The sequence below is a fragment of the Micromonospora sp. NPDC005161 genome (assembly GCF_053599855.1).
The window spans coordinates 277070-289116 of sequence record NZ_JBSFYQ010000001.1 but is presented as its reverse complement, the minus strand read 5'-3'; the positions used below and the strand labels follow the sequence as shown (position 1 = coordinate 289116).

Annotated in this window: 11 protein-coding genes; 1 reads left to right on the top strand and 10 read right to left on the bottom strand. The window is 73.9% G+C overall.

Going from position 1 to position 12047, the window contains the following annotated elements; translation table 11 throughout:
* Positions 1–14 precede the first annotated feature (14 nt).
* Positions 15–965: a DNA primase gene (locus ACWD5O_RS01350; RefSeq protein WP_450084275.1), complete on the bottom strand. Its 951-nt coding sequence runs from the start codon at positions 963–965 to the stop codon at positions 15–17.
* Between the two features lie 171 nt (positions 966–1136).
* Here ACWD5O_RS01350 and ACWD5O_RS01345 point away from each other — a divergent pair, with 171 nt between their 5' ends.
* Positions 1137–1478 (top strand): PadR family transcriptional regulator, encoded by a 342-nt coding sequence (locus ACWD5O_RS01345; protein ID WP_109820418.1) that lies wholly within the window; start codon positions 1137–1139, stop codon positions 1476–1478.
* Between the two features lie 5 nt (positions 1479–1483).
* Here ACWD5O_RS01345 and ACWD5O_RS01340 read toward each other — a convergent pair whose 3' ends face one another.
* From ACWD5O_RS01340 to ACWD5O_RS01300, 9 genes are all read right to left on the bottom strand, one after another.
* Positions 1484–2158 (bottom strand): permease prefix domain 1-containing protein, encoded by a 675-nt coding sequence (locus tag ACWD5O_RS01340; RefSeq protein ID WP_450084274.1) that lies wholly within the window; start codon positions 2156–2158, stop codon positions 1484–1486.
* 68 nt (positions 2159–2226) lie between these two features.
* On the bottom strand, positions 2227–4065 hold the full coding sequence (cydC, locus tag ACWD5O_RS01335) for a thiol reductant ABC exporter subunit CydC (protein ID WP_450084273.1): 1839 nt from the start codon (positions 4063–4065) through the stop codon (positions 2227–2229).
* Complete coding sequence (gene cydD / locus ACWD5O_RS01330) at positions 4062–5738, bottom strand: thiol reductant ABC exporter subunit CydD (protein ID WP_387323241.1); 1677 nt, start codon at positions 5736–5738, stop codon at positions 4062–4064. The genes cydC and cydD overlap by 4 nt, the downstream gene beginning before the upstream one ends.
* Positions 5735–6742 (bottom strand): cytochrome d ubiquinol oxidase subunit II, encoded by a 1008-nt coding sequence (locus ACWD5O_RS01325; protein ID WP_450084272.1) that lies wholly within the window; start codon positions 6740–6742, stop codon positions 5735–5737. Before ACWD5O_RS01325 ends, cydD begins: the two co-directional genes overlap by 4 nt.
* A 10-nt stretch (positions 6743–6752) precedes the next feature.
* Positions 6753–8003 carry a cytochrome ubiquinol oxidase subunit I gene (locus ACWD5O_RS01320; protein WP_354962626.1) on the bottom strand — a complete coding sequence of 417 codons (1251 nt, stop codon included), beginning with the start codon at positions 8001–8003 and terminating at the stop codon, positions 6753–6755.
* 183 nt (positions 8004–8186) lie between these two features.
* Entirely contained in the window at positions 8187–9092 is a 906-nt protein-coding gene (locus tag ACWD5O_RS01315) for a M56 family metallopeptidase (RefSeq protein ID WP_387323244.1), read from the bottom strand.
* A 10-nt stretch (positions 9093–9102) separates the two neighbouring features.
* Entirely contained in the window at positions 9103–9549 is a 447-nt protein-coding gene (locus tag ACWD5O_RS01310) for a BlaI/MecI/CopY family transcriptional regulator (protein WP_450084271.1), read from the bottom strand.
* Between the two features lie 250 nt (positions 9550–9799).
* The gene (locus ACWD5O_RS01305; RefSeq protein WP_354962629.1) at positions 9800–10624 is read right to left on the bottom strand and encodes an aldehyde dehydrogenase family protein; all 825 of its coding nucleotides are present in this window, start codon (positions 10622–10624) and stop codon (positions 9800–9802) included.
* Positions 10617–12047, bottom strand: a complete 1431-nt coding sequence (locus tag ACWD5O_RS01300) for an aldehyde dehydrogenase family protein (RefSeq protein WP_450084270.1) — start codon at positions 12045–12047, stop codon at positions 10617–10619. Before ACWD5O_RS01300 ends, ACWD5O_RS01305 begins: the two co-directional genes overlap by 8 nt.

The following is a 12047-nucleotide window of genomic DNA, read 5'->3' as shown; positions in this document are numbered from 1 at the left end:
CTCCCCGGTACGGGTCAGTCGCGCCAGTCCACGACCGCAGAGATCTTGCCGACAATGGTGCGCCAACCCAAACTTGCGGTTTGTGCCCCGATTTTCTTCAACCGCCGTCGGCCCATGAAACCGCCGATCCCGCCGTTGGCGGTCGCCCGCAGCGCCTCGTCCAGGTCGTCGAGGCTGGAGCCGGCGGAGAGCATGTCCAGCACCGCAGGCAGCCGCAACGCGTACGACAGGTCACGTGCGACCTCGCCGGCCTTGATCAGCAGGGCCGAATCCCAGGCGTCGTGCCCGCCGCGCAGGTTCTCCACGACGAGGTCGAGCTCGTAGCTGTCCTCGTCGAGCGACGCGATGTCGGCCGGCTCCACCCGTTCGGACAATTCATTCCAGCTGTCCAGTTGGGACAGATCATTTGGGGCGCCGGACCGGATGAAACTGACCAACGACTCGGGGGTCTTGAACAGCAGCAGCTTGCCCCGGTGGCTGAGGAAGACCGGCACCTCCTCGTCGTCCGCCTCGTCCGTGGCGTTCTCGTCGTCGGCCTCGTCGGCGTCCGTGTCGGCGTCACGGCGACGGCGCGACGCCTCGTCCTCGTCGCTCTCGGCCAACTCCTCGTCGAGGATGACGACGGTCTCGTCGTCCTCGTCCTCCTCGATCACCTGACGGCGGGCGAGGAACGGGTCGTCCTGGTCGCGCTCGGTCACGTCGGTGGGGGTCAGCGCCCCCGCCGGCCGGTAGGCCCGCAGCGTGAAACCGGAGCCGGCGGGCAGGGCGATCTCGACCGGGTCGATCCGCAGCTCGTCCCAGAGCGACCGGTCGTCCGACGTCGACGCGAGGCCAATCTCCTCGGCCTCGTCGGCCTGATCTGGCTCGGCCGGGCCGGTGGTGTCGTCGAGCTCGGGCTCGTCGGCGTCGGGCCGTTGGGGCGACTGGCGGGCCACGCTGACCTCCGTGTGCTTCGGGTTGCCCACCCGCCGACGTCTTCGACCGGCGAGTGACTCTGGGCACATACCCTAGTCGGCGGTCCTGGGCGGCCGGTGCCCGCACCCCGATGACCGGCTGGCGCACCGGTTCGGGCCCGCGGGTCATCGCGGGTGGCCACCGGTGGCGTACCGGCGATTCGACAAGTAGCGTAGCTACGTATGAAGGCCCAGGAGTTGCACGGCCACCTCGACGCACTGCTGCTCGCCGTGCTCGAACAGGGCGCGCTGCACGGGTACGCCATCATCGAGGCGCTGCGGGCGCGCAGCGACGGCAGCCTCGACCTGCCCACCGGCACCATCTATCCCGCGCTGCGCCGGCTGGAGCGCGCCGGGCACGTGGCGAGCACCTGGAGCACGGTCAACGGTCGGGAGCGACGGACGTACCAGCTCACCGACTCCGGCCGGCGGGCGCTGGCCGGTGAGCGCGCTGGTTGGCGCGAGTTCCGCGTGACGGTCGGCCGGTTCCTCGACCCCGGCAGCCCACCCGGCACCCCGGCCTGAGCCGCTCAGCGGGTGGTGGCGAGCAGCCAGCCGCGCGCCGCGCGGACGAGCGAGAAGTAGGCTCCGCCGACCAGCACCGCCCCGATGAACATCGGTGGCCAGCTCAGCGCCGCGTCCCAGAGCCCGATCGACCATGCGAAGAGGGCGGTGACGGCCAGCATGCCGAGGACCAGGGTGCCGGTCAGGCCGGCGCCCACCGCGCGCTGCGCGACGGCCAGGCCCGGCCGGGCGGACCGGGCGCTCGCCGCCACCACCAGCAGGCCAGCCACCGCGAGCAGCAGCGAGCCGATCCAGATCCAGTCGACCGAGGCGGCGAGCAGCCGGTAGACGGCCGGCGGGTGCGGACCGTCGCTCCAGCTCGCCCCGCGCCACGTCAGGTCGCCGGCCACCACCGACACTCCGGCCACCGCCAGCATCCGCAGGGAGAGCCCGCGCAGCGCGCCGATCGCCAGCTCGGCCTGCCAGGAGGGAAGCAGCTGCGTCGGTGAGCCGAACTCGGCCACCGCGCGCCGCTGTGCCTCCGTGGGCGGCACGCCGTCCTCGCGGTACGCCTCGACGGCGTCCAGCAGACCGTGCCGGGCCTCGGTGAGCAGGTCGGACTTCAGTCGGGCCGGCCCCTGCAACCGGGCAGCAAGCTCCCGCAGGTGCTCCTCCACCAACACGTCCTCACAGCGCGGCATGGCACCACCCTGCCACGGACGCCGGCGCGCCGACGTCCGGGAGAACCCTGGTCCGTCCCCGAGCCCGGTCAGGGGGTGAGAGCCAGGTACCCGCGTTCGGCCGCCGCCTGGAGCAGCCACTGGTCCCGGTACCAGCCGGGGGCGGTGACCAACTCGGCGTGCCGACCGCGCTGGATCACCCGGCCGCCGTCGAGGACGACGATCTCGTCCAGCTCGGCCAGCCCGCTGAGCCGGTGACTGATCAGGAGTACCGAGTGCCCGGCGGGGGTGGCGGCGAGGGCGGAGGCGAGCACGGCGTCCGCGGCGGTCGGGTCCAGCCCCTCGGTGGGCTCGTCGAGCACCAGCACCGGCGGCGCGGCGAGCAGGGCCCGGGCGAGCGCGAGCCGTTGCCGCTGGCCGCCGGAGAGCTGACCGCCCTCCTCGCCGACCAGGGTGTCCCATCCCGCCGGCTGGGCGTGCGCCCACTCCAGCAGGCCGGCGGCGGCGGTCGCCGCCACCAGCTCGTCGTCGCTGGCCCCGGCACGGCCGAGCAGCAGGTTCTCCCGCACCGTGGCGTGGAAGACGTACGCCTCGGCGAGCAGCCCACCGACCGCGCGGGGCAGCTCTTCCTCGGCGTACGTCGAGACGTCGCGACCGTCCAGCGTGACCCGGCCGGACGTGGGCTGGACCGCGCCGGTCAGCACGGCGGCCAGGGTGCTCTTGCCGGCTCCGCTCGGGCCGACCACCGCGATCCGTCGCCCGGCGGGCAGGTCCAGGCTCACCCGGTCGAGCGCGGGCGCGGCACCGGCCCGGTACCGCACGGTCACCTCGGCGAAGCGCAGCTCGTGCGCGCCGCCTCGGTCCGGGCCGCCGGTGCCATTCGCGCTGGGCTTCACGGCGGCGTGCGGGGGAGTCGGCAGGTTCGCGTCGAGCAGGGCGGCCACCCGGGTCAGGCCGGGCCGCAGCTGGGTCCACTGCCGGGCCGCCGCGACCAGGGCCAGCGCCACCTCGACGGCCGCCAGGGTGCCGACGGCCAGTACGCCGACCAGCACCCCCGGCACGTCCGCGGCCAGCGCGGCCAGCACCACCGCGGCGGCGGTCAGCCCGGCGACCAGCACCCCGGCCGCGTCGACGGCGAACCCGGTGGCGGCCAGGCGGCGTTCCAGCCGGGCCAGTCGGCCGGCCCGCTGCTCGGCGGCGTGCAGGGCAGCACCGGTCGCGCCGAACGCGGCCAGGTCGGCGGCACCGTGGGTGAGGTCGATCGCGTCGGTGGCCAGCGCGCCGCGCAGCGGGGCCACCTCCGCCGCGTTGCGCCGGGTGACCGCGGTGGCCAGTGCGGGCAACGCCACCCCGGCGATGAGCAGCCCGGCGGCGAGCACACCGGCGGCCGGCGGCGAGATCAGCGCCGCCCCGGCCACCGCCAGCAGCCCGACCAGTGCCGCCGCCGATCCCGGCACCAGCACCCGCAGCAGAAGGTCCTGCACCGCCTCGACGTCGGAGACCAGCCGGCTCAGCACGTCCCCCGAGCGGTGCGCGGCGGTGCGGCGGGCGGCGAGGGTGGCGAAGACCCGGGCCCGGACGTCGGTGATCATGCGGAGGACCGCGTCGTGCCCGGCGAGCCGTTCGGTGTAGCGGAACACGCCCCGGCTGATCGCCAGCGCCCGGACCGCCACGATCGCCACGGTGAGCCGGTCCAGCGGTGGCCGGCCGGCGGCGCTCATCAACAGCCAGGTGGCGGTCGCCATCAGGGCGAGCCCGGCGAACTCGGTGGCCGCGGCGAGCAGGCCCGCGCCCACCAGCCGGCCCAGGTACGGCCGGGCCAGGCGCAGGACCGTCCGCTCGGCGGTCGACCGCCCGGTCGGGGCGGCGTCGACCGCCGCTTCCAGTGGGCCCGGCCCGCCGGCCAGCGGCTCGGGTGCCGCGTTCATCGGGCCACCTTCCCGGTCGGCTCGGGCGTCAGCTCGGTGACCCGGCCATCCTCGATCCGCAGGATCCGGTCGGCGTCGGCCAGCAGTGCCGGCCGATGCGCGACCAGCAGCGCGGTCCGCCCGGCGACCAGCCGGCGGGTGGCGTCGAGCACCACCGCCTCGGCCGCGGTGTCGAGTCGGGCGGTGGGCTCGTCGAGCACCACCACCGGGGCGTCCCTGAGGAACGCGCGGGCCAGGGCCACCCGTTGCCGCTGCCCGCTGGAGAGGCCGTGCCCGCGCTCGCCGAGCAGCGTCTCCAGCCCCTCCGGCAGGCCGGCCACCACGTCGTCCAGGGCCGCGTCGTGCACCGCGGTGGCGAGCGCGTCGGGCGGGGTGTCCGGTGCGCCGAGCCGGATGTTGTCGGCCAGCGAGGCGGCGAAGAGGTGGGCGCGCTGCGGCACCCAGGCGAGCTGGCGGCGCCAGGCGTCCGGGTCGGCGTCGGCGAGGTCGACCCCGTCCACGGTGACCCGGCCGCTGGTCGGGGTCACGAAGCCGAGCAGCAGACCGAGCAGGGTGCTCTTGCCGGCGCCGCTGGGCCCGATGATGGCGATCCGCTGACCGGGTCGGACGGTCAGCGTCACGTCGCGCAGCGCGGTGGTCCGCTCGTACGCCACGGTCACCGACTCGAAGCGGATCTCGCCCCGCCCGTCCGGGGTGGCCGCGCCCTCGGCGGCCCGGGGGGCGGCGGGCGCGGCGGAGATGGTGAGCGCCTCGTCCAGCGCGGTGAGCCCCTCCATGCTGGCGTGGAAGCGGCTGCCGGCGGCCCGCAGCGGCAGGTACGCCTCCGGGGTGAGCAGCAGCACCAGCAGCGCGGTCTGCAGGGCCAGCCCGCCGCCGAGCAGCCGGATGCCGACCGGCACCGCGACCAGGGCCACGGAGAGGGTGGCGACCAGCTCCAGCACCAGCGCGGAGAGGAACGCGATCCGCAGTGTCTTCATGGTGGCGACCCGATGCCCGTCGGCCATCCGGCGGACCACCTCGGTCTGCGCCCGGGCCCGGCCGAACGCGCGAAGCGTGGGCAGCCCGGCGACCATGTCCAGGAAGTGCCCGCCCAGCAGGGAGAGCCGGCGCCACTGCCGCTCCGTGGCGGCCTGCGCCTGCCAGCCGAGCAGCGCGCCGAAGACCGGGATCAGCGGCAGGGTCAGTGCGATGATCACCGCGGAGCCCCAGTCGGCGAAGACGACCCGGGCCAGCACCGCCACCGGCACCGTCACGCTCAGCACCAGCTGGGGCAGGTACCCGGTGAAGTACGCGTCCAGCGCGTCCAGCCCGCGCCCGGTCAGCGTGGCGAGCTGGCCGGCCCGTTGCCCGGCAACCCAACCCGGCCCGTGCCGGCCCACAGCGCCGAGCAGGTCGGCCCGCAGTGCGGCCTTGACGGTGGCGGCGACCCGCGCTGAGACCGTGCCCTGCGCCCAGACCAGCGCCGAACGGGCGGCGACCGCCACCGCGAAGGCGGCCAGCGCGGGCCGGTCCAGGCGGCCGTCAACGGCGGTGGCCAGCACCGCTGCCAGCGCGGTGGCCTGCGCCACGATCAACCCGGCGGCGAGCACGCCGAGCAGAACGAGCACGGCGAGATCGCGCCGGGCCGCGGGGACCCGGCGCAGCAGACGCGGGTCGAAGGGACGGCGGTTCACCAGTACACCGGTGCCCTGCCGTCGGTCCGTCCCCGGAAAACCCACCAACACATCGCCTGGAAGCCTAGTAGGGCCGGCAGCAGCGGCAGCGCCACCCAGCCGAGTAGCCGCAGCGTCGGCGCGCTGGCGGCGGCGTCGGCCACCGTCAGCGAGGTGCCCGGGTCCGCCGAGGACACCAGCACGTAGGGCCAGAGGGCCGCACCGACCAGCGCCACCGGCAGTGCCAGAGCCGCGCCGGTGGCGACCAGGGCCCATCCCGGCCGCCGTCGGGCCAGCGCCGCGCGGGCCAGCAGCAGCGCCGCCGCCAGCAGCAGCGGCAGCAGTACGGCCACCGCCGGCCGCTGGACGGCGTCGCGTACCCGGGTGGAGAGCAGCCCCAGGACGGTGGCCAGGGCGACCGCGGTGAGCGCCACCGGCACCAGCCGGCGGGCCGACCGGCCGACCGCGTCGGCGTCGGCGGCCGGCAGCCGCAGGGTGAGGAAGGTCGCACCGTGCACCGCGACCAGGGCGACCATGGCCAGCCCGGCGGCGGCCGCGAACGGGGTGGCCAGATGCGACACCCCGACGACGTGCCCGTCGGCCGCGCGGGGCACGCCCTGCAGCAGCGCGGCCAGCAGCACGCCCCAGCCCAGGGCGGCGAGCACGCTGCCGACCACCACCACCCGGTCCCAGCGGGCCCGGATCCGCTCGTCGGTCGGCCGGCTGCGCAGTTGCACTCCGGCGGTCACCAGGACCACACCGGCCAGCGCGCCGGCGACCGCCGGGTAGCACCCGGAGAGCAGCTCGCCCTCCAGCACCGGAAAGGCTCCGAAGAGGATGCCCACGGCGGCCACCAGCCAGACCTCGTTGCCGAGGAAGAACGGGCCGAGCGCGGTGAGCGCGGCCCGTCGTCCGGCCGGGCCACCGCGGCGCGCGAGCAGCAGCCCGACGCCGTAGTCGTAGCCGGCGAGCACCAGGTAGGCGCCGAAGAAGAGGCCGAGCAGGGCGTACCAGGCGAGGTCCACGGTGATCTCCTCAGGCCAGGGCGGGTTCGGGGTGAGCCGGTTCGTTCGCCGGTGCCGGCGGGCGGCCGAGCGGCGGGTCACCCGCGCCGCGCGCCGCGTGCCGGGCGAGCAGCACCCAGTTGGTGACGGCGAGGGTGCCCAGCAGCAGGCTGAACCCGATCAGCGAGGCGAGCATCACCGGTGCGCCGACGGGGGAGACCGCCTGCTCGGTGGGGAGCAGGCCGTACGCCACCCAGGGCTGGCGGCCGACCTCCCGGGCGATCCAGCCGAGGATCACCGCCACGAACGGCAGCGGCAGGGCCAGCAGGACCAGCCAGAGCGGGAAGCGCAGCCGGATGATCCAGTCCCGGAAGAGCAGGGGGAGCAGCAGCCAGACGCAGCCGAGCGTGAAGCCGATCAGGATCATGAAGCCCAGCCCGACGTTGGCCAGCACGGGCGGGGTGTAGTCGCCGGGGCCGAACCGCGCCGTCCACTCGGTGATCAGCGCCTGGGCTTCCGGGCCCTGGCCGAACTTGGTCGGCTGCACCGCGCCCACCGGGCCGAACTGGGCGAAACCGAAGCCCTGCACCAGCGTGATCGCCAGCGCCGAGGTGACCAGGCCGATCCGCAGCGAGGTGCGGAAGATCGCGAAGTCGGGGGTACGCCGGATCAGGTGCCAGGCGCTGACGGCCGCCATCAGCATCCCGCCGACCAGCAGCGCGGCCGAGACCACGTGCCCGAACGCCATGCCGAGGCTGGGATTGGTGAGCAGCGCGCCGAAGTCGGTGAGGTGGGCGATGCCGTCGCGCACCTCGTACCCGACGGGGTGCTGCAGCCAGGAGTTCGCCACCATGATCCAGAACGCCGAGGCGTACGCGGTGAGCGCCACGCCCCACAGCAGCGCGAGGTGGACGCCCTTGCGGAGCCGGTGCCAGCCGAAGATCCACATCCCGAGGAACGTGGACTCCAGGAAGAACGCCACCAGCGTCTCGATGGCCAGCGGCGCGCCGAAGACGTTGCCGACGTAGCGCGACAGGCCGCTCCAGTTCAGCCCGAACTGGAACTCCATCACGATGCCGGTGGCGATGCCGAGCACGTAGTTGATCACGTAGAGCTGGCCCCAGTATCGGGTGAGCCGCTCCCACTTCGGGTTGCCCGTGAGCACCCACGCGGTCTGCATCCCGACCAGCAGGGTGACCAGCCCGAGCGTGACGACCACGAACAGGAAGTGGATCGACGTGGTGGTGGCGAACTGCAGACGGGCGAGGAGCAGGGTGTCCATGACCGGCTCTCCAAAGCGTTGGCTGCCTTGTCGTAGCCACCCTACACGTAGCTTGGCTACACGTTGATTACTACGTCTTGTCGTAGACAATTCTACGACAAGACGTAGTAATTGTGGGGAGCCTGCTCCTCAGCCTGGACGTGGGATCAGGAGCGCGCGCCGAACTCGGCGGGCCAGCGCGGGTCAGCTCAGGAAGAGGGTGATCGGGAGGGCGACCAGCATGGTGGCGACCGCGAGAGCGGTGGCGCCCAGCACCCGCGGCGGCCGGTCGCTGACCAGCAACCGCTGTACGCGTACGTCCAGGTCGCGGTCGCCCATGCCCAGCGCGCCGGCCGGGGTGATCCGGTGACCCGCGGCGGCGAACCGACGCAGCGCGCCCGCCAGCGGCGCCTCGGCGTGCAGCTCGCGCGCCTTGTCGTCGGCTCGCATCTCGACCAGCAGGGCGACCCGCTCGTGCGCGTCCCGGACCCAACGGAACCACGGCAACGCGCGGCAGAGCGCGGTGAACGGCAACAGCACCAGGTCGTGCCGCTCGTTGGCGTGCGCGCGCTCGTGGCTGAGCACCGCGGCGAGCTCGGCCCGGTCCAGCAGGCTCAGCGTGCCCGCGCTGACCACCACCTGCGGCTTCACCCCCGGCAGGCAGTACGCGGCCGCGCTCGGATGGTCCAGCACCAGCGCGCCGGGCGCGGCCGGGTCGTTCCGGGCGACCAGGGTGAGCAGGTCCCGGTGCCGACGCTGGGCGCGCAACGTGCCGTGGATGCTGCGCACGGTCGTGGTGACCAGCACCGCGCCGATGCCGAAGCCAACCCCCACACCGGCCAGGTGGAAGGCGGTCACCCCGACCGGCAGCGTGCCGTGGGCGAGGTCGGTGGCCAGGGCGAACAGTGCGCTCCCGGTCGGCAGGTCGTAGGCGGTCACCCCGAGCGCCATCGGCAGGCCCATCGCCGAGAGGCCCAGCGCCAACCCGACCGCCTGCCAGCACACGATCGCCACCCGAGGGCTGCGCCACGTCCAGGTGGAGCTGGCCAGCACCTGAGCGGTCAGATAGCAGGCCAGCATGGTGGCGGCGAAGTGCGCGGCGTAGGCCATGGCGCGCGCCCTACCGCTCCGCTGCCTCGCCGGCCGGCCGTCGGCCCGCCGGCCCGTCCACGCGGTCGGTCAACTCGGCGCCGGGCCCGGTCAGCCCGGCCTCGCTGCCCAGGGCCGCGCGCAGCACCTCGGCCTCGGTGCCGGTCACCGAGCGGGCGAAGCGCACCAGCGCGGCGTCGCGGCTGCCGCCGAGGTCGAGCGCGTCGAGCATGAGCTGGGCGATGTGCGCCTCACGGCTGGCCGCCGGCCGGTAGCGCCAGGCCCGGCCCTCTCGCTCCCGCTGCACCATCCCCTTGCCGGCGAGCCGGTCCAGCACGGTCATCACCGTGGTGTACGCCAGCTCGCGGCCGTCGAGCGCGTCGGCCACCTCGCGCACGGTCACCCCATCCGACGTGCCCGGGACCACGTCCCACAGCACGTCCATAACCGCACGCTCAAGATCGCCCAACCGAGTCACGCCCCAATCCTACCCCCGGTAGTAGACCCCCACCCCACAAGCCCACCCGACGGCCCTCACCCCCGCCCCCATCCCGCCGGCGAGTCGCTGGCCGGTGACCCAACCCGGGGCACCGGCCAGCAAGACGAGACACCCGGGCGGACCCGGCCCACGTCAGGGTTTCGGGGGGAGCCCGCCCGCGGAGGGATCAAGCCTGACCGCCCGGAGCGGGTGGGCTCCCCCCGAAACCCCACGGCCGGGACCCGAACAATCACACCCCCTTGGGGTGCCACACCGTCTTCGTCTCCAACAGGTTGGTCATCCGCGCGACGCCGGGGTCGGCGGACCAGTCGTGGTCGGCCGGGGCCGGACGGAGCACCCGCTTCAGGTTCTCCGCCGCCTTGACCTCCAGGTCGGCCGCCAGATCGGCGTCGGTCACCCCGCTGAGGTCGATCGCGTTGACGTCCATGTGCGCGGCCAGCGTCGGCGCGGTCTCGGTGATCCGGCCGGTGAGGATGTTCACCACCCCGCCGGGCAGGTCGGAGGTGGCCAGCACCTCGGCCAGCGTCACCGCCGCCAGCGGCTCGGTCGGGGAGGCCGCCACCACCACCGTGTTGCCGGTGACGATCGCCGGGGCGATCACGCTGACCAGGCCGAGCAGCGCCGGGCGCTCCGGTGCGACGACCGCGACCACGCCGGTCGGCTCGGGCGCGGAGATGTTGAAGTATGGCCCGGCGACCGGGTTTGCCCCGCCGTGCACCTGGGCGAGCTTGTCGGCCCAGCCCGCGTACCAGACCCAGCGGTCCACCGCGGCGTCCACCTCGTCGCCCGGCACGCCGAGGGCGACGAACTGCTCGCGGCGGCCCTCCAGCATCTCGGCGGCCCGGTAGAGGATCTGACCCCGGTTGTACGCGGTCGCTCCGGCCCAGCCCTTCACGGCGGCGCGGGCGGCGACCACCGCGTCCCGGGCGTCCTTGCGGGAGGCCAGTGACACATTCGAGGACTGCACGAGATACGACCGTCCCGACTCGCTGCGCGGGAACTTCCCGCCGATGAAGAGCTTGTACGTCTTGCGTACCGCGACCCGCTCAGACATTGAGGTACCCCTCCAGCCCGTGCCGGCCGCCCTCGCGACCGTAGCCCGACTCCTTGTAGCCGCCGAACGGCGAGGTGGGGTCGAACTTGTTGAACGTGTTGGCCCAGACGACCCCGGCGCGCAGCCGGTCGGCCGTCCATAGGATCCGGGAACCCTTGTCGGTCCAGATTCCCGCCGAGAGCCCGTACGGCGTGTTGTTGGCCTTCTCCACGGCCTCGGCCGGGGTGCGGAAGGTGAGCACCGACAGCACCGGGCCGAAGATCTCCTCGCGGGCGATGCGGTGCGCCTGGGTGACGCCGGTGAAGATGGTCGGCGCGAACCAGAAGCCGCGGTCGGGCAGTTCGCACGGTGGCGACCAGCGTTCGGCGCCCTCGGCCGAGCCGGCGTCGGACAGCTCGCGGATCCGCTCCAACTGGGCGGCGGAGTTGATCGCGCCGATGTCGGTGTTCTTGTCCAGCGGGTCGCCGACCCGAAGCTGGGCCATCCGCCGCTTCAGGGACTCCAGCACCCGGTCGGCCACGTTCTCCTGGACCAGCAGGCGGGAGCCGGCGCAGCAGACGTGCCCCTGGTTGAAGAAGATGCCGTTGACGATCCCCTCGACCGCCTGGTCGATCGGTGCGTCGTCGAAGACGATGTTGGCGGCCTTGCCGCCGAGCTCCAGCGTGAGCTTCTTGCGGGTGCCGGCGACGGACCGGGCGATGGCCCGTCCGACGTCGGTGGAGCCGGTGAAGGCGACCTTGTCCACGCCGGGGTGCTCGACCAGTGCCCGGCCTGTGTCGCCGGCCCCGGTGATGATGTTGACCACGCCGGCCGGCAGCTCGGCCTGCTGGCAGATCTCGGCGAAGAGCAGCGCGGTCAGCGGGGTGGTCTCGGCCGGCTTCAGCACCACCGTGTTGCCCGCCGCGAGGGCGGGGGCGATCTTCCAGGCCAGCATCAGCAGCGGGAAGTTCCACGGGATGACCTGCGCGGCGACCCCGATGGGCTTCGGGTCGGCGCCGAAGCCCGCGTGCTCCAGCTTGTCGGCCCAGCCCGCGTAGTAGAAGAAGTGCGCGGCGACCAGCGGCAGGTCGACGTCGCGCGCCTCCTTGATCGGCTTGCCGTTGTCCAGCGACTCCAGCACGGCCAGCTCGCGGGACCGCTCCTGGATGAGCCGGGCGATCCGGAACAGGTACTTGGCCCGGTCCCGGCCCGGCATCGGACCCCAGATCTTCTCGTACGCCTTCCGGGCGGCGCGCACCGCGCGCTCCACGTCCTGCGCGCCGGCCTCAGCGATCTCGGCCAGCACGTCCTCCGAGGCGGGGTTGATCGACTTGAAGCTGCCGCCATCGGTCGGGTCGACGAACGTGCCGTCGATGAACAGCCCATAGGTGGGTTTGAGGTCCACCACCGAGCGGGACTCGGGGGCGGGTGCGTACTCGAACAT